Origin of the sequence: Agromyces tropicus, assembly GCF_039531345.1 — a bacterium.
Classification (GTDB): Bacteria; Actinomycetota; Actinomycetes; order Actinomycetales; family Microbacteriaceae; genus Agromyces; species Agromyces tropicus.
Map to the genome: position 1 here is coordinate 1,176,601 of NZ_BAAAPW010000001.1, position 16,227 is coordinate 1,192,827.

The 16,227-nt window shown below is 73.6% G+C and carries 17 protein-coding genes; 10 read left to right on the top strand and 7 right to left on the bottom strand.

Annotation, left to right across the window (positions count from 1 at the left end; all coding sequences use genetic code 11):
* Positions 1 to 178: 178 nt before the first annotated feature.
* Entirely contained in the window at positions 179 to 1,378 is a 1,200-nt protein-coding gene (nhaA, locus tag ABD230_RS05385; RefSeq protein WP_344369993.1) for a Na+/H+ antiporter NhaA, read from the top strand.
* Between the two features lie 22 nt (positions 1,379 to 1,400).
* Here the strand turns inward: nhaA and mfd are convergent, their stop codons facing one another.
* The gene (mfd, locus tag ABD230_RS05390) at positions 1,401 to 5,066 is read right to left on the bottom strand and encodes a transcription-repair coupling factor (protein ID WP_344369995.1); all 3,666 of its coding nucleotides are present in this window, start codon (positions 5,064 to 5,066) and stop codon (positions 1,401 to 1,403) included.
* Between the two features lie 90 nt (positions 5,067 to 5,156).
* Between mfd and ABD230_RS05395 the strand changes: the two genes are divergently transcribed.
* On the top strand, positions 5,157 to 5,882 hold the full coding sequence (locus ABD230_RS05395) for a ribonuclease H family protein (protein WP_344369997.1): 726 nt from the start codon (positions 5,157 to 5,159) through the stop codon (positions 5,880 to 5,882).
* A gap of 22 nt (positions 5,883 to 5,904) precedes the next feature.
* The gene (locus ABD230_RS05400; protein WP_344369998.1) at positions 5,905 to 6,405 is read left to right on the top strand and encodes a hypothetical protein; all 501 of its coding nucleotides are present in this window, start codon (positions 5,905 to 5,907) and stop codon (positions 6,403 to 6,405) included.
* A gap of 14 nt (positions 6,406 to 6,419) precedes the next feature.
* On the opposite strand, the gene ABD230_RS05405 is transcribed toward ABD230_RS05400, so the two are convergent.
* From ABD230_RS05405 to ABD230_RS05420, 4 genes are all read right to left on the bottom strand, one after another.
* On the bottom strand, positions 6,420 to 6,857 hold the full coding sequence (locus ABD230_RS05405; protein ID WP_344370124.1) for a MerR family transcriptional regulator: 438 nt from the start codon (positions 6,855 to 6,857) through the stop codon (positions 6,420 to 6,422).
* A complete protein-coding gene (locus ABD230_RS05410) occupies positions 6,857 to 7,339 on the bottom strand; it encodes a hypothetical protein (protein ID WP_344369999.1) in 483 nt (160 codons plus the stop codon). The genes ABD230_RS05405 and ABD230_RS05410 overlap by 1 nt, the downstream gene beginning before the upstream one ends.
* A gap of 97 nt (positions 7,340 to 7,436) precedes the next feature.
* Positions 7,437 to 8,021, bottom strand: a complete 585-nt coding sequence (gene pth, locus ABD230_RS05415; protein WP_344370125.1) for an aminoacyl-tRNA hydrolase — start codon at positions 8,019 to 8,021, stop codon at positions 7,437 to 7,439.
* 153 nt (positions 8,022 to 8,174) lie between these two features.
* Positions 8,175 to 8,813, bottom strand: coding sequence for a 50S ribosomal protein L25/general stress protein Ctc (locus ABD230_RS05420; protein WP_344370001.1), 639 nt, complete (start codon positions 8,811 to 8,813; stop codon positions 8,175 to 8,177).
* Between the two features lie 275 nt (positions 8,814 to 9,088).
* Between ABD230_RS05420 and ABD230_RS05425 the strand changes: the two genes are divergently transcribed.
* Positions 9,089 to 9,931 (top strand): UbiA family prenyltransferase, encoded by an 843-nt coding sequence (locus ABD230_RS05425; RefSeq protein WP_344370003.1) that lies wholly within the window; start codon positions 9,089 to 9,091, stop codon positions 9,929 to 9,931.
* A 60-nt stretch (positions 9,932 to 9,991) separates the two neighbouring features.
* Here the strand turns inward: ABD230_RS05425 and ABD230_RS05430 are convergent, their stop codons facing one another.
* On the bottom strand, positions 9,992 to 10,726 hold the full coding sequence (locus ABD230_RS05430; RefSeq protein ID WP_344370005.1) for a hemerythrin domain-containing protein: 735 nt from the start codon (positions 10,724 to 10,726) through the stop codon (positions 9,992 to 9,994).
* Between the two features lie 159 nt (positions 10,727 to 10,885).
* On the opposite strand from ABD230_RS05430, the gene ABD230_RS05435 reads away from it, so the two are divergent.
* Positions 10,886 to 11,446 carry an SRPBCC family protein gene (locus ABD230_RS05435; RefSeq protein ID WP_344370007.1) on the top strand — a complete coding sequence of 187 codons (561 nt, stop codon included), beginning with the start codon at positions 10,886 to 10,888 and terminating at the stop codon, positions 11,444 to 11,446.
* Between the two features lie 7 nt (positions 11,447 to 11,453).
* On the opposite strand, the gene ABD230_RS05440 is transcribed toward ABD230_RS05435, so the two are convergent.
* Entirely contained in the window at positions 11,454 to 12,635 is a 1,182-nt protein-coding gene (locus ABD230_RS05440) for an FAD-dependent oxidoreductase (RefSeq protein WP_344370009.1), read from the bottom strand.
* Positions 12,636 to 12,771: 136 nt separating this feature from the next.
* Between ABD230_RS05440 and ABD230_RS05445 the strand changes: the two genes are divergently transcribed.
* From ABD230_RS05445 to ABD230_RS05465, 5 genes are all read left to right on the top strand, one after another.
* Positions 12,772 to 13,491, top strand: a complete 720-nt coding sequence (locus ABD230_RS05445; protein WP_344370010.1) for a FadR/GntR family transcriptional regulator — start codon at positions 12,772 to 12,774, stop codon at positions 13,489 to 13,491.
* A 158-nt stretch (positions 13,492 to 13,649) separates the two neighbouring features.
* Positions 13,650 to 15,113: an NADP-dependent phosphogluconate dehydrogenase gene (gene gndA, locus ABD230_RS05450; RefSeq protein ID WP_344370012.1), complete on the top strand. Its 1,464-nt coding sequence runs from the start codon at positions 13,650 to 13,652 to the stop codon at positions 15,111 to 15,113.
* Positions 15,114 to 15,144: 31 nt separating this feature from the next.
* Positions 15,145 to 15,501 carry a YidH family protein gene (locus ABD230_RS05455; RefSeq protein WP_344370013.1) on the top strand — a complete coding sequence of 119 codons (357 nt, stop codon included), beginning with the start codon at positions 15,145 to 15,147 and terminating at the stop codon, positions 15,499 to 15,501.
* Entirely contained in the window at positions 15,498 to 15,830 is a 333-nt protein-coding gene (locus tag ABD230_RS05460; protein WP_344370015.1) for a DUF202 domain-containing protein, read from the top strand. Before ABD230_RS05455 ends, ABD230_RS05460 begins: the two co-directional genes overlap by 4 nt.
* The gene (locus ABD230_RS05465) at positions 15,824 to 16,189 is read left to right on the top strand and encodes a hypothetical protein (RefSeq protein WP_344370016.1); all 366 of its coding nucleotides are present in this window, start codon (positions 15,824 to 15,826) and stop codon (positions 16,187 to 16,189) included. Before ABD230_RS05460 ends, ABD230_RS05465 begins: the two co-directional genes overlap by 7 nt.
* Positions 16,190 to 16,227 lie beyond the last annotated feature (38 nt).

The following is a 16,227-nucleotide window of genomic DNA, read 5'->3' on the forward strand; positions in this document are numbered from 1 at the left end:
CGCGGCCGTGGCCAGCCGGGGGTCCCGCCCGCCCGCGCCGGGTCGGGACGGCCGGGTCGGATAGGCTGGAGGCGAGCGCGCCGGCGGAATGCCGGCGCGGTCGACGACCCCGCCGCCGTCCATCACGAACCCGGAGGAGCGCCGACCACTCCCCCGGCGCCGTCCGACCTGGAGCCACATGAACCTCCTCCGTTCCGAACGCCTCGCCTCCGTGCTGCTGCTCGCAGCCGCCGTGCTCGGGTTGCTCATCGCGAACCTGCCGTTCGGCCCGTCGGTCATCGGCCTGATGGACGCGCACATCCCGATGCCGTGGATCGGCCTCGACCTGTCGATCGACCACTGGATCAGCGACGGGCTCCTGGCGATCTTCTTCTTCGTCGTCGCGGTCGAGCTCAAGCGCGAACTCGTCATCGGCGAGCTCAACTCGCTGTCGAAGGCGCTGCTGCCCACGATCGCCGCGATCGGCGGCGTCATCGTGCCGGCGCTCATCTACCTGGCCTTCACGATCGGCACCGACACGACCGAGGGCTGGCCGATCCCGACCGCGACCGACATCGCCTTCGCCCTGGGCGTGCTCGCGGTGTTCGGCCGCTGGATCCCGACGCGCGTGCGCGTCTTCCTCCTCGCGCTGGCGGTCATCGACGACCTCATCGCGATCCTCATCATCGCGTTCTTCTTCACGACCGACGCCGACCTCGCAGCCCTCGGCTTCGCGGCGATCACGGTCGCGCTCTTCGGCGCCGTGAGCCGCCTGCTGAAGCCGCGTTCCGAGTGGATCCTGCGCCGCCGGCCGCAGTGGCCGGTCGCGGTGGTGCTCTGGGCCCTCGCGGTGCTCACGTGGTACTTCGTCTACCAGTCGGGCGTGCACGCGACCATCGCGGGCGTGGTCCTGGGCCTCGTCATGGCCCGCCGCCCCGGCGGTCGTGCGGCGCACGACCTGGAGCCGTGGTCGAACGGCGTCGTCCTGCCGCTGTTCGCGTTCTCGGCGGCGATGGTCGTCATCCCGCAGGTGCACCCGCGCGAGCTCGACCCGGCGTTCTGGGGCATCCTCGTCGGGCTGCCGGTCGGCAAGCTCGTCGGCATCATCCTCGCCGGCGGCGTCGGCCTCCTCGTCGCCCGACGACGGACCGGGGTCCCGCTCACGATCGGCGACCTCGCCACCGTCGGCGCGCTCGGCGGCATCGGCTTCACGGTGTCGCTGCTCATGAACGAGCTCGCGTTCGCCGGCAAGGGCGAGGTCATCGACCTCGGCACGCTCGCCGTCCTGCTCGGCTCGGGCATCGCGATCGTCGCCTCGGCGATCCTCGTGTCGGTGCGCTCCCGCCAGTACCGGGCGGCCGGCGCGCAGCCCGGCACGGGCGGCGCGTTCGCGCACTGAGCCGCGCCCCGCTCGGGCGGCGTCAGCGCGCGGCGGCGGCCGCGTCGGGAGCGGGCTGCTCGGCCGGGAAGATCGCGCCGATCAGGTTCGACACCCACTCGATGAGGTCGCCGTCGCCCGGCGCCTCGCCTCCCGGCGTGGGGAACGGCACGAGGATGACGTCGTTCTGCGGGAACATCCGCGCGCCCGGGTACATCCGCTCGAGCCGCACGCGGCGCGAGTCGGGCAGCCGTGCCGGGCCGAGCCGCAGCTTCGAGCCCGTCGCGATGACGTCCGACAGGCCGGCCTGCTGCGCCTTCCGACGCAGCCGCGAGACCGCGACCAGGTGCTCGACGGGCTCGGGAAGCTCGCCGTAGCGGTCGACGAGCTCCTCGACCACGAGGTCGATCTGGCCGTCCTTCGCGGCGGGCCCGCTCGCGGCGGAGAGCTTCTGGTAGGCCTCGAGCCGCAGGCGCTCGCTGTCGACGTAGTCGTCAGGGATGTGCGCGTCGACCGGCAGCTCGAGCCGCAGCTCGGTCTGCCCCTCGGCGACCTCGCCGCGGAAGGCGTTCACCGCCTCGCCGATCATCCGGAGGTAAAGGTCGAAGCCGACGCCCGCGATGTGGCCCGCCTGCTCGGCGCCGAGCAGGTTGCCGGCGCCGCGGATCTCGAGGTCCTTCAGTGCGACCTGCATGCCGCTGCCGAGCTCGTTGTTCGCGGCGATCGTCGACAGCCGGTCGTGGGCGGTCTCGGTCAGCGGCTTCGCCGGGTCGTAGAGGAAGTAGGCGTATGCGCGCTCGCGCCCACGGCCCACGCGCCCGCGCAGCTGGTGCAGCTGGCTGAGCCCGTACTTGTCGGCGCGGTCGATGATGATCGTGTTCGCGTTCGAGATGTCGAGGCCCGTCTCGATGATCGTCGTCGAGACGAGCACGTCGAACCTGCGCTCCCAGAAGTCGACGACGATCTGCTCGAGCACGTGCTCGTTGAGCTGCCCGTGGGCGACGGCGATGCGGGCCTCGGGCACGAGCTCGGCGAGCCGGGCGGCGACCCGGTTGATCGACGACACCCGGTTGTGCACGAAGAACACCTGGCCCTCGCGCAGCAGCTCGCGTCGGATGGCCGCCCCGACCTGCTGGTCGGAGTAGGGGCCGACGAACGTGAGGATCGGGTGGCGATCCTCCGGCGGCGTCGCGAGCGTGGACATCTCGCGGATGCCGGTCACCGCCATCTCGAGCGTGCGCGGGATCGGCGTCGCGCTCATGGCGAGGATGTCGACGTTCGTCTTGAGCTTCTTCAACTGGTCCTTGTGCTCGACGCCGAAGCGCTGCTCCTCGTCGATGACCAGGAGGCCGAGGTCCTTGAACGAGACCTTCTCGGTGAGGATGCGATGCGTGCCGATGACCATGTCGATCGTGCCGTCGGCCAGGCCGGCGACCGTCTCGCGCACCTCCTTGTCGGTCTGGAAGCGGCTGAGCGCGCGCACGTGCACCGGGAAGCCGGCGAACCGCTCGGAGAACGTCTCGAGGTGCTGCTTGACGAGGAGCGTCGTCGGCACGAGCATCGCGACCTGCTTGCCGTCCTGGATCGCCTTGAACGCCGCGCGCACCGCCACCTCGGTCTTGCCGAAGCCGACGTCGCCCGCGAGCAGGCGGTCCATCGGGATGGGCCGCTCCATGTCGGCCTTGACCTCGTCGATGGTCTGCAGCTGGTCCGGCGTCTCGGCGTACGGGAACGCCTCCTCGAGCTCGTGCTGCCACGGGGTGTCGGACCCGAACGCATGGCCCTTGGCCGCCATGCGGGCCGAGTAGAGCTTCACGAGCTCGACGGCGATGTCGCGCACCGCCTTGCGCGCGCGGCTCTTCGCCTGCGCCCAGTCGCTGCCGCCCATCTTCGACAGGCTCGGCGCCTCGCCGCCGACGTAGCGGCTGAGCAGGTCGAGCTGGTCCATCGGCACGTACAGCCGGTCGCCCGCCTGGCCGCGCTTGGACGGCGCGTACTCGAGCACGACGTACTCGCGGACCGTCTTCGGCGGCGGCTTGATGCCCGCGGTGCGGCTCGGCCCGGTCGGCCGCGCGCCCGCGACCTCGCGCTGCACGAGCTCGACGAAGCGGCCGATGCCGTGCGTGGAGTGCACGACGTGGTCGCCGGCCTTGAGCTGCAGCGGGTCGACGACGTTGCGCCGCCGGCTCGCGAGCTTCTTGACCTGGCGGCTGTCGTAGCCGGCGGAGCGGCCGTAGAACTCGGCCTCGGCGACGAGCCCGAGCTTCGCGTCCGGCACCTCGAAGCCCGCCGCGGCCTGTGCCTGCACGAGGTAGGCGACGCCGGGCTCGAGCGCCTCGGGCACGGCGTCGACGATGCGGCCGGCGAGCGCGTGCTCGGCGAGCACGTCGCGCGCGCGTTCGACCAGCCCGTGCCCCGCCGCCGCGACGACGAGGCTCCAGCCGTCGCGGAGTCGCTCGCCGACGTGCGCCACGGCGCCCTCGACGTTGCCCTGGAAGCTCGGCACGCCGGTCGCGGCGACGCGCACGTAGGAGGCGTCCGCATCGCCCGGCGCGACGCCGACCGCCTCGACGGCGTCGCCCTGGTCGAAGCTCGAGAAGGTCCACCACACGCATCCCGGGTCGGGATCGCCCGGCGCGCTGAACAGGACGGACTCGCGCAGGTCGCGCAGGGTCAGGAAGTCGCCCGCCGCGAGGTCGATCGGGGCTGCGGCCCCGGCGGTCGCGGCATCCCACGCGGCGGCGAGGAACTCGCGGTTGGTCTCGGCGAGGCTGACGGCGCGGCCGGCCACGCGCTCGGGGCCGACCACGGCGACGGCGGCGCCCTCGGGCAGGTACGACGTCACGGGCACGAGACGATCCAGCAGGGCGGGCGCGAGCGACTCCATGCCCTCGACCGGGATGCCCTCGGCGATGCGCTCGAGCATGCCGGACAGGTTCGGGAACTCGTGCACCATCTCGCGGGCGCGCTGGCGGACCGGCGCGGTGAGCAGCAGCTCGCGGCTCGGCGCGAGCACGAGGCGTTCCACCGGCTCGGGCAGCGAGCGCTGGTCGGCGACCGAGAAGGCGCGCAGCTCCTCGACCTCGTCGCCGAAGAAGTCGACGCGGACGGGGTGGGCGGCGGTGGGCGGGAACACGTCGAGGATGCCGCCGCGCACGGCGAACTCGCCGCGGCGCGACACCATGTCGACGCGCGCGTACGCCAGGTCGACGAGCCGGGTCGCGAGCTCGGAGAGGTCGTTGCCCCGGGCGCCCGCGGTCAGCTCGATCGGGGCGAGGCCTGCGAGGTTGTCGGCGACGGGCTGGAGGGCGGCGCGCACCGACGCGACGACGACCAGCGGACGCCGCGCGCCGTCGTCGGCCCAGGTCGCCATCCGGCGGATCGCGTGCAGGCGCCGCCCGACGGTCTCGGCGCTCGGGCTGAGGCGCTCGTGGGGCAGGGTCTCCCACGCGGGGAACTCGAGCACCTCGGCGTCGTCGAGGTACGGCTCCAGCGAACTGCGCAGCGCCTCGCCCTCGCGGCTGGTCGCCGTCACGACGAACAGCACGGGCGGATGCCCCGCGGCGGCGCGGCGGGCGAGCAGGCCGGCGAGCAGCGGCGCGTCGAGCCCCGACGGTGCCGAGAAGTCGGCGTTCCGCTCCGCCTCGGCGAGGGCTCGGTCGATCGTGGAGGCGCGCGAAAGCGCCGTGTTCAAGCCCTGCAGGATCACCGGAGCAGTCTACGCGCGCCCCCTGACACCGATCCCGTCGGTGCGCGCCGATAGCATGGTCGCCGCCCCGCACCGAACGGAAGGACCGGCATGATCATCGCCGCCGCAGACGGCTCCGCCCTCGGCAATCCCGGCCCGGCCGGCTGGTGCTGGTACGTCGACGACGGCTGCTGGGCGGCGGGCGGCTGGCCGCGCGCGACGAACAACCAGGGCGAGCTGACCGCGGTGCTCGAGCTCTTCCGTGCGACCGCGCACCTCGACGACGAACTGCTCGTCCAGTGCGACAGCCAGTACGTGATCAACGCGGTGACCAAGTGGATGCCCAACTGGAAGCGCAAGGGCTGGCGCAAGGCCGACGGCTCGCCCGTACTGAACCGCGAGCTGATGGAGGCGCTCGACGCCGAGCTCGCGGGTCGCCGCTACCGGTTCGAGTGGGTCCGCGGCCACGCCGGGCACCCGGCCAACGAGGCTGCCGACGACCGCGCCCGCGCCGTGGCCACCGCGTTCCGCAGCGGCGGCGACATCCCCGCCGGCCCCGGCTGGACGCGCGAGTGCGACCCGGCGGATGCCGCGGGGGGCGCCCTCGCCGGGCACGCCGGCGCCGCCGGACCCGCCGAGACGCCCGACCCGGTCCCGGCGGCCGCGGTGCTCGCCGATCGCGAGTCGGAGGACACGACCCTCTTCGACTTCGACGACCCCAGTGCCGACTGGCGCACGCTGACGCTCGAGCTCACCACCGATGAGCACACCCGCCTCGTCGAGCGCGCACGCGAGGCCGGAGTCACGCCGGAGGAGTTCCTTCGCGGCCTCATCTGACCGCGTGGGATAGCGTCGGCCCATGACCCGTCGTCCCACCCGATGGCGGCCCGGCATCACGCTCATCTCGATCGTCGCCGTCGCCGTCCTCGTCCTCGTCGCGTGGATCGCGACGCGCTCCGTGCCCGACCCGAGACCCGCGACGACCGCGGCCGCCGAGGGCGAGCTCACCGAGGTGTTCGACCAGATCGAGCAGACCCTTCCGGCGGACATGGTGCTGGCCTCGACCCAGTCGAGCGAGGTGGAGGGCTGCGTGACCGGCTCGGGCGGCGACGAGGTGCACGTGCGCCGCCTCGTCGACCTGGATCCGGCGCTCGATCGCGTGGCGTGGGTCAACGCCCTCGGCACGGAGTTCACGTCGGCGGACGGCTGGGAGTACCGCGGACCGCAGTACCGCACCGAGCCGCTGCGTGCGAAGCTCGTCGACCGGCGACTCCTGGTGACGTACATCACGGCGAGCATCGAGAGCGGATCGCCTCGCGTCATCCTCAGGTCGACGAGCCGCTGCACGCAGCCCGGGTGACCGGTGCCGCGGCCTCAGCCCGGCAGCGACCGTTCCGCGCCGCCCTCCGGCGCGGCCCGCTCCGCAGTCGCACCGTCGGGCGACCCCAGCGCATCGATCACGGGGCATCCCCCGGCTTCGGGCGGCCGATCGGCGATCCCGGCGAGCGCGGTCCGGACCCGCTGCAGATCGGCGATCCTCCGGTCGAGGTCGTCGATCCGAGCCGCCACGAGCCCGGGCACCTCCGGCGGTCGCCCGAGGTCGGAGAGCTCGAGGAACCCGGCGATGTCGGCGAGCGTGAACCCGAGCGCCTTGGCCCGGCCGATGAAGCGGAGCCGCGCCGCCGTCGAGGCCGCGTAGCGCCGGTAGCCGGCTCGGGAGCGCTCGGGTTCGTCGATCAGCCCGCGCCGCTCGTAGAACCGGAGCGTGCTGACGGGCACGCCCGCGGCCGCGGCGAGTTCGGACGTGTGCATCACCGCAGGGCCCTCGCGACGCCGATCCCCTGCAGGATCCCCCACAGCACCTCGAACGCCAGGAAGCCCAGGACCACCGGGCTCGCCCCGGTGAGCAGCGCCGTCACCATCCACGCCGAGAAGGCTACGCGTCCGCCGGTGTCGATCGCGATCAGCGACGCGAAGGGATACCTGATGCGCGCCAGGGCCCACATCGTCACGGCGGTTCCCATCATCGCGGTGAACATCAGCTCGACCGGCCCGAACGCCGGCGTCGGGATGCCGGGGAGGCCGAGCGCGGCATGCGCGGCGCGCTGGAGGTCGAGGAGCGCGGCCGCGGTCCACGGCGTGGCGAATCCGACCGTCACGACGAGGTCGTAGACGGCCCCGGCGCGGCCCAGGGGAACGCGTCGTTCCCATCGGCTCGGCGCGCTCAGCGCGGTCGTGGCCGGCTCGGCCGGTCCGGGTGCGGGGCGGGGTGCGGGGGCGGTTCGAGTGGTCATGCCCACATGCTCGACCCTGCACCACGGTGCAGGGTCAAGTCGGCGGGAGACCCTGGCGCCCTCAGGCCCGGTGCGGCCCCGCGGAGTCGCCCGCGGTTCAGGCCGGCGAGTGGAAGCGCTGCTGCGCCGCCACGAGACCGTGCTCGACGACCGCCTCGACGGCGTCCGCGGCATCCGCCAGCAGGTTCGCCAGGGCGTCGCGCTCGGAGCCGGCGAAGTCCCGGAGCACGTAGTCCGCGGCATCCATCCGTCCCGGCGGCCGGCCGATGCCGACGCGCACTCGCGTGAAGTCGGGCGACCCCGCCGCCTTCTGGATGTCGCGCAGCCCGTTGTGGCCGCCGTGGCCGCCGCCCCGCTTCAGCCGCACCGTGTCGAACGGGATGTCGAGCTCGTCGTGCACCACGATCAGGCGGTCGACGTCGAGCGAGTAGAACTTCAGCAGCGCCGAGACCGGACCGCCGGAGGTGTTCATGTAGCTGTTCGGCTTGGCGAGCACGAGCTTCGGCCGGCCCGGGCCGAGGAACCCCTCGGCGACGCGCGACGGCGTCTTGTGGCTCTTGAACGTCGCGCCGAGGCGCGACGCGAGCTCGTCCGCCACCATCTGGCCGACGTTGTGGCGGTTGCCGGCGTACTGGGCGCCGGGGTTGCCGAGGCCGACCACGAGCCAGGTGTTGTCGGACACGGCCTCGTCCTTCCGGCGGTGCAGGAGGCGGTCGATGAGGTTCACGCATGCCTCCGGGGCGGGTGGTGGTGGGAACGGCGGAGGGCCCGCGGCCCCGCGATCCGAGCGTACCCGGATGCGGCGCCGCGGACCCTCGCGACGACGGGGGACCGACTACTCGGCCGACTCCTCCTCGGCGGCCTCGCCCTCGGCGACCTCGGCCGGAGCGGCCTCCTCGCCCTCGGCGGCCTCGGGCTCCTCGCCCAGGTCGACCTTCTGCGGCACGTGCACGTTCACGACGAGCACGTCGGCGTCGGTGATGAGCGTCGCGCCCTTGGGCAGCTCCACGTCCTTCGCGAGCAGCTGCGTGCCCTCGTCGAGGCCCTCGACGCTGACGACGACGTTCTCGGGGATGTGGGTCGCCTCGACCTCGAGCAGCAGGGTGTGCGCGTCGAGGTCGGCGATGGTGCCGGAGACGGGCTCGCCCTCGACGTGCACGGGCACCTCGACCTGGACCTTCTCGCCGCGCTTGATGACGATGAGGTCGATGTGCTCGATGATCTGGTGCACCGGGTCCTTCTGGACGTCCTTGACCAGGGCGAGCTGGCTCTTGCCCTCGAGCTGGAGGTCGATCACGGCGTTGGCCTTGCGGATGAGCAGGGCGGTCTCGTGGCCGGGCAGCGTCACGTGCTTGGGCTCGCTGCCGTGGCCGTAGAGGACGGCGGGGATCTTGTGGGCGGCACGGATCTTGCGCGCCGCGCCCTTGCCGAACGACTCGCGCAGCTCGGCGAGGATCTTGTTGTCTTCGTCCATGGTGATGGCTCCTTGCGGGCTCGCGGCCCAGAGTGGGTTTCTGTTGTGTCATCTCGAACGCCCGGCACTGCGTCAGGCGCAGCCAGCGTGAGGAACAGCCGTGAGTCTCGTTCCACCGCGTCGATCACGGATGCCGCACCGGGGCGAGCCCGGCTCCGGCGGCATCCCTCGCCGAAGTTCAATGGGTCAGTCTACCGGATGCCGCGGCCGGCGTTCGCCCCACCGGGCGCCGACCACCGCCCGTGCGCCGACGCGGATGTGAGACCATCGTGCCCGTGAGCACCCCGGGGGCCCTGTGGCGATCGTCGCACCCCGGGCCGACCTCGATCGTGACCGCGCTCGCGGTGGCGCTGGGGTGGTCGGCCGGGCTCGATGCGGCGCGCATGGGCGTGCTCGCCCTGGCGGTCTTCGCCGGGCAGCTCTCGGTCGGGATCTCGAACGACGCGATCGATGCGCCGCGCGACCGCATGGCGGAACGGGAGGACAAGCCGATCGCGCGCGGCGAGGTCTCGGTCCGCATCGCCTGGGTGGCCGCGCTCGCCGCGCTGGCGGCCGCGCTGGTGCTGTCGGCGCTGCTCGGCTGGGGGATGCTCGCCGCCCACGCGCTCGCCCTCGGCTCGGCCTGGTCCTACAACGCGCGGCTGAAGTCCACGGCGGCGTCGATCGTGCCGTTCCTCGTGAGCTTCGGGATCTTCCCGAGCCTCGCGACCCTGTCGGCGCCCGAGCCCGCCGTCGCGCCGCCGTGGACCTGGATCGCCGGCGCCGCGCTCGGTGCGGCGGTGCACCTGACGAACGTGCTCCCCGACCTCGACGACGATGCCGCCGCCGGCATCCGGGGCCTCCCGCATCGCTGGGGTCCGCGGGTGTCGTCGGCCGTCGCCGCGGTCGCGGTCGTCGCGGGCGCGGTGGTGGTGCTGGTCGGATCGTCGGCCGGCGACCCGTCGGCGATCCCGGCGTTCTCGTGGGCGTGCTTCGCGGCCGTCGTCGTGGTCGCGGCGACGACGCTGGCCGTGGCGTTCCTGCGGCCGCCGTCGCGCACGCTCTTCCGGCTCGTCATGCTGGCCGCCCTGCTCCTGGCCGTGCAGCTCGTCGCCGCCGGGCGCGTGCTCGCGGCCTGACCCGGGACCCGCGGACGGACGGTGGCGGTGCCCCGGGGCGGGCGGTCGGAACGGCGACGGTCAGAACATCGACGGCACGGGCCGGTCGGGGTAGAGCTCCTGCATCGCACGGTCGTACCGCCGCTTCATGAGGAGCAGGTACAGCAGCCGGATCGGTGCGGGGACGTTCGCGTGGTACCACTCGTCGCGCTCGTCCTCCGGGACGCTCGCGAGGAGCAGTCCGAGCTGGAGCGACAGCACGTCCCGCGGGAAGTCCCTGCGGCGCGCCATGAGCTCGGCACGCGTGTGCGCCTCGAGCTCGTCCCACTCCCGTTGGGACATCACCGCACCGGCGACCGGGAGGATGTCGTCCTCCTCCTGGCCCAGGTGCGCGACGAGCGTCTCCCGCAGGGCCTCGATGTCGCCGGCGAACGCGTCGCGACGCTCCGGGTCGGCGGTCTCGAGCCACGGCCCGAGCTGGGGCTCGATGCGGGAGAGCTGCGACGCGACCTCCGCGTGCTGCGCGCGCATCAGCTCCACGTGCATCGCGCAGGCGGGCTCGCGGGCGGCGAGGCGATCCCAGAGCACGGTGTCCTCGGTCCGGTGATGCAGGTGGAGGGCGAAGAAGTCGAGCCTGGCGTAGACCCCCACGACCCCGGCACGCTCCACGTCGCCCTCCGGCACGTCGCGGACGAGCAGCGGGAGCTCGCGGTAGAGCCAGCGGAAGATGCGGTGGACGAGGATCATGCCCGACGTGTCGCATCCCGCGACCTCTCCGTCGGGCAGCGAGCCGGACGACGGCAGCTTCTCGGCCATCGGCAACCCCGATCCCGTCGCGGAGCAGCGGGCGGATGCCGCGACCCGCGGCGAACACGCCGGAGTCTACACCCGGCGCCGTCCCGCCTCGCGGGCCGTCCGTCGTGCGGGACCGCGGACGATTGCGTGCGACGGGACCGGGGAAATACACTCACGCCCGTGGACGACCACCCGCTTCGGGGCGAGGGCCGGACCGACGGACGCCGGCCCGCGGCCGCATCGCGGCGACGGGGGTGGGAACGCCGCATCGTCGTCGACGCTACGGTGCACCATCCGATCGAGTCGGTGTTCCCGTACCTCACCGATCCGCTGCGATGGCACGACTTCGCGCCGGCCGTCGAGTTCCGCCGGCAGATCGACGACGGCCCCGTCCGCGTCGGCACGCGCTGGATGGCGACGGACCGCATCGGGCCCTTCCGGGCGCACTTCATCGACACGCTCGAGGAACTCGACGAGCACCGCGTGGTGTGGCATTCGTCCGGGCCCTGGAACGCGCGGGTCGAGTACGCGTGCCGGCCATCGGGAGCCGAGACGCGGATCCGGGCCGACTACCGCGGCGAGCTCGGCGGAGCGTTGCGCTGGCAGGTCGGATGGCTGCCCGACTGGGTGACCCACCACCTGATCCTCGCCCGGGACTTCCGGCGACTGGACCGGCTGCTGACGCGTCGGGCCCGCGCCGCACGACGATGGCGGGAGCAGCACGGACCCGCGTCGGACTGAGGCCGGTTCACGCGTCGCGGTCGAATCCCATCGCGTACGCGTGCGCGAAGAGCTCCCCCAGCGGCGGCGCGAGTCCCAGCCGGAGCGCCGCGCGGCGCGCGGCGTCGCCCGGCAGCGCCCGGGGGCGGCCGAGTGCGGTGTTGAGGTGCGCGAGGCGGGCGGCGACCCGCGCCGAGGCCACGCGTCGCCGTTCCCAGCGGGCGAGCGCGGACCGCGGCTCCCGGCCCGTGGCGATCCACCGCGCGAGCAGGGGCGCGAGCGTGACGGCGTCCAGCAGGCCGAGGTTCATCCCCTGCCCGCCGATCGGGCTGACCTCGTGCGCCGCGTCCCCGACGACGAGCACGCGGCCGCGGCGCATCGACGGGGCGACGAAGCGGCGCACGCCGAATGACGCGGCCTCGGAGATCGCGCCCGCGGCGTCGGCCTCGCCCCGCACGTCGAGGGCGCGCCGCAGGCGATCGGCCCGGGCCGGACCGGATGCCTCGGCACCGGGTCGGTCCCAGGCGACGAATCGCCGCCGGCCGCCGGGCAGGGGGAACGACTCGAGCACGCCCGTGCGATGCAGGTGCACGATCGCCACGTTGGAGTCGGGCCGCTCGCCCACGTCGGCGTCGGCCATCAGGTAGCGGTCGCCGTAGTCCCGCGCGACCGCCCGGTCGGGTCGGAAGACGAGTGTCCGGCCCGACGCTCCCGACGCCACGACGACGAGGCGCGCCGCGCGCTCGGCGACGGCTCCCGCGAGCTCGACGCGCACGACCACCCGGTCGGGCGCGGACCGCACCGCGCGAACCGTCGCCCCGCGCACCGGTGCGGGTCCGCCAACCGCCAGCGCCGCCTCGGTGCGGTGCTGGGGCTGCATCGCGACGAACGGGAATCGCGCCGCCAGGCGGTCGAAGTGGACGACGCCGATGACCTCGCCCGCAGACCGGGCCTCGCCCCGGCCGACCCGCACGGCGCCCGCGAGCAGCCGCTCGGTCGTGCCGGAGGCCTCCAGGGCGGCGAGCACCGGCGGGTGCACGCCGACGGCCCGGCTGCCGAGTCCCGCGACCTCGCGCCGTTCGAGCAGCTCCACGTCGAGACCCCGGCGCTGCAGCTCGGCCGCGAGGAGGGCGCCGACCGGGCCGGCCCCCACGATGATCACGTCGCGCACGTCCGTCTCCCACCGCCGCCGCTCGCGGACACGGTTCACGATATCCGCGTCGCGCACGGTGATCGAGCGCGACGTCCGTCCTCCGCACCCCGCCCGCCCTTCGCACCCGGGCCCGCCGTCCGCACCGCGCCCGCCCCTCGAACCCCGTGCGGGGACGCGCCGATATGCTCGCCGCATGGGTTCCCGCCTGCACGACCTCGCCGTCGAGCACCTCGGCTCGCGGATCGTCTCGGGCGAACTCGCGTCGGGCACGGTGCTCCGCACCGAGGTGCTCGAGGCCGACCTGCGGGTCTCGCGCTCGGTGGTGCGCGAGGCGGTGCGCGTCGCGCAGTCGCTCGGCCTCGTCGAGTCCGTGCGCCGGGTCGGGATCCGGGTCCTGCCGATGGCGTCGTGGAACGTCTTCGACCCCTCGGTCATCCGCTGGCGGCTCGAATCCGAGCGGAAGGGCGCGCAGCTCCGGTCGCTCACCGAGCTCCGCACGGCGGTGGAGCCGGTCGCGGCCGAGCTCGCGGCGCGGTTCGCGCCCGCCGAGCACGGGACCGAGCTCATGGCGATCGCCGCGGCGATGCGGGCGGCCGGGCGCGCGGGCGACGCCGGGGCATTCCTCGAACGCGACATCGAGTTCCACCGGACCGTGCTCCGTTCGTCGGGCAACGAGATGTTCGCGGCGCTGGGCGACGCGATCGGCGAGGTGCTGCGCGGCCGCGCGTCGAGCGGGCTCATGCCGGCGCACCCCAGCGAGGAGGCGATGCAGTGGCACGTCGACGTCGCCGATGCGATCCTCGCGGGCCGGCCGGAGGCCGCACGCGAGGCCATGCTCCGGGTGCTCGGTCGGACGGCCGACGACGTGGCGCGCACGTGGCGCGACCTGCCCAGGTCCGTGCCCGGCGCGTGAGGCCCGCCGGCGTTCGGATCGGACGGGGATGCGTCACGTCACGACCTCCGTTTTAAATCATACTTATTCGATGCGATACTGATTGGCGTCAGATTTCTCACCGGCGCCGCCCTGCTAGCGTGGTGCCGGGAAACCGCACCGACGCAGGAGCCGTGAGCATGTCCGAGAGCACCACCACCGCCACCGCGAACATCGGAGTCGTCGGCCTCGCCGTCATGGGCTCCAACCTCGCCCGCAACCTCGCCGGTCGCGAGGGCAACACCGTCGCGGTCTTCAACCGCCACCCCGACCGAACGCGCACGCTGACGGCCGAGCACCCCGAGGCCGGCTTCGTCGCCTCCGAGTCCTACGACGACTTCGTGGCCTCGCTCGCGCGGCCGCGGACCGCCATCATCCTGGTGAAGGCCGGCGCCCCGACCGACGCCGTCATCTCCGAGCTCGCCTCCCGCTTCGAGCCGGGCGACATCATCGTGGACGGCGGCAACGCGAACTTCCACGACACCATCCGGCGCGAGGCCGACCTGAAGGCCAGCGGCATCCACTTCGTCGGCATGGGCGTCTCCGGCGGCGAGGAGGGCGCGCTCCACGGCCCGTCGCTCATGCCCGGCGGCACCGCCCAGTCGTACGAGACGCTCGGACCGATCCTGCGCACCATCGCCGCGGTCGCACCCGACGGCGAGCCCTGCGTGACCCACGTCGGCACCGACGGCGCCGGCCACTTCGTGAAGATGGTGCACAACGGCATCGAATACGCCGACATGCAGCTCATCGCCGAGGCGTACGACCTCATCCGCCGCGGCACCGGCAAGTCCCCGGCCGAGATCGCCGACGTGTTCGCCGAGTGGAACACCGGCGAGCTCGAGAGCTACCTCATCGAGATCACCGCCGAGGTGCTCCGCCAGGTCGACGCCGAGACCGGGGCGCCGCTCGTCGACGTCATCCTCGACGAGGCCGGCGCGAAGGGCACCGGCGCGTGGACCGTCCAGAACGCGCTCGACCTCGGCGTACCCACGTCGGGCATCGCCGAAGCGGTCTTCGCCCGCAGCCTCTCCTCCCGTCGCGCGCAGCGCGAGGCCGCCGCCGACCTCCCCGGCCCCGAGACGGAGTGGAAGGTCGACGACGTCGACGGCTTCATCGAGGACGTCCGACAGGCGCTCTACGCCTCGAAGATCGTCGCCTACTCGCAGGGCTTCGACGAGATCATCGCCGGCGCGGAGCAGTTCGGCTGGGACATCCACAAGGGCGACATCGCGAAGATCTGGCGCGCCGGCTGCATCATCCGCGCCCGCTTCCTCAACCGCATCTCCGACGCGTACGCCGAGGACCCGTCGCTCGTCGCCCTCGCCGTCGCCCCGTACTTCCGCGACGCGATCACCGGCGGCCAGGCCCCGTGGCGGCGCATCGTCGCAACGGCCGCGCAGGCGGGCATCCCGACGCCGGCGTTCTCGTCCTCGCTCGCGTACTACGACGGCCTCCGCGCCGACCGCCTGCCCGCCGCCCTGATCCAGGGCCAGCGCGACTTCTTCGGTGCGCACACCTACCGGCGCGTCGACAAGCCCGGCGTGTTCCACACGCTCTGGTCGGGCGACCGCTCCGAGATCACGATCGAGTCCTCGAACTGACGTCACGCGGACCACGCGAGGAAGGAGGCCCGTGCGCGAACCGTCGTGGCGCCGTGAGGGCGCCGACCCGGACTACCGGTTCACGCTCGCCAACGAGCGCACCTTCCTCGCGTGGATCCGCACCGCCCTGGCGCTGCTCGCCGGCGGGGTGCTGCTGCACCAGTTCGCGACCGAGCTCGAGCCGCGCGTCGTCGTGCTGGTGCTCGCGATCGTCCTGGCCATCGCGGCCGCCGTGCTCAGCGTCGGCGCGTACACCCGCTGGCGCGCCAACGAGATCGCCATGCGCCGCAACGGCCCGCTCCCGTTCAGTTGGGTGCTGCCGCTGCTCTCCGGCGTCGGGCTGCTCGCCGCGGGGCTGCTCGCCGTGCTCTTCCTGGTGACCCGGTGACCGACCACGCCGTGCCGCGCGACCCGGGCCTGCAGCCCGAGCGCACCGCACTGGCGTGGTCGCGCACGTCCTTCGCCATCGCGGTGAACGGGCTGCTCGTGCTCCGCGAGGGCGTGCTCTCCGAGCGCACGACGCTCGTCGCGGCATCCGTCGTGATCCTGGTCGGTTCGGCCGTCATCCTGGGCGTCGGGTGGCAGCGCCGTCGCGCGCTCGACGCCGCCGGCACCCCGCTGCCGCTGCCCCTGCCGATGGCGTGGACCGCCCTCGGCGCCACCCTCCTCGCCTGCCTCGCCGCGGCGTGGTCGATCCTCGCGAGCGGCGCATGGTGAATCCCGGAGCGAGCGGCGGCTGGGACGACCCGGGCGGGGTCGACGACGGCCCGGTCATCGGCGACCGGCGTCGACGCGTCATCCGCATCGCCGTCCTGCTGGCCCTCGCGGCCATGGTGCTCCCGGTCGTGCTGTCCGGGATCGGCGTCGCGCGATCCGCCGCGGCGCGCGCCTGCGCCGCCTACGTGGCCGACCTCAGCCTCCTCGACGACTCCCGCGTCGAGTTCGACCTGTTCGCCCGCGGCGGCCCCGGCTGGCTGTGCATCGCCGTCGCCCCCTCGGGCACGTCGACCGTCATCGGCAACCTCGGGCTCATGCCGGCGTCGCCGAAGCCGACGAACACCGGCCGCGAGACCTGACGGCGGGGCCGCCGCGCGGACCTGGTCCGCGATCAGGC

Excerpts from the sequence above, each read along its gene's own strand:
- nhaA (WP_344369993.1), top strand. The coding sequence starts at position 179 with ATGAACCTCCTCCGTTCCGAACGCCTCGCCTCCGTGCTGCTGCTCGCA.
- ABD230_RS05395 (WP_344369997.1), top strand. The coding sequence starts at position 5,157 with ATGATCATCGCCGCCGCAGACGGCTCCGCCCTCGGCAATCCCGGCCCG.
- ABD230_RS05400 (WP_344369998.1), top strand. The coding sequence starts at position 5,905 with ATGACCCGTCGTCCCACCCGATGGCGGCCCGGCATCACGCTCATCTCG.
- ABD230_RS05405 (WP_344370124.1), bottom strand. The coding sequence starts at position 6,857 with ATGCACACGTCCGAACTCGCCGCGGCCGCGGGCGTGCCCGTCAGCACG.
- ABD230_RS05410 (WP_344369999.1), bottom strand. The coding sequence starts at position 7,339 with ATGACCACTCGAACCGCCCCCGCACCCCGCCCCGCACCCGGACCGGCC.
- ABD230_RS05420 (WP_344370001.1), bottom strand. The coding sequence starts at position 8,813 with ATGGACGAAGACAACAAGATCCTCGCCGAGCTGCGCGAGTCGTTCGGC.
- ABD230_RS05430 (WP_344370005.1), bottom strand. The coding sequence starts at position 10,726 with ATGGCCGAGAAGCTGCCGTCGTCCGGCTCGCTGCCCGACGGAGAGGTC.
- ABD230_RS05445 (WP_344370010.1), top strand. The coding sequence starts at position 12,772 with ATGGGTTCCCGCCTGCACGACCTCGCCGTCGAGCACCTCGGCTCGCGG.
- gndA (WP_344370012.1), top strand. The coding sequence starts at position 13,650 with ATGTCCGAGAGCACCACCACCGCCACCGCGAACATCGGAGTCGTCGGC.
- ABD230_RS05465 (WP_344370016.1), top strand. The coding sequence starts at position 15,824 with ATGGTGAATCCCGGAGCGAGCGGCGGCTGGGACGACCCGGGCGGGGTC.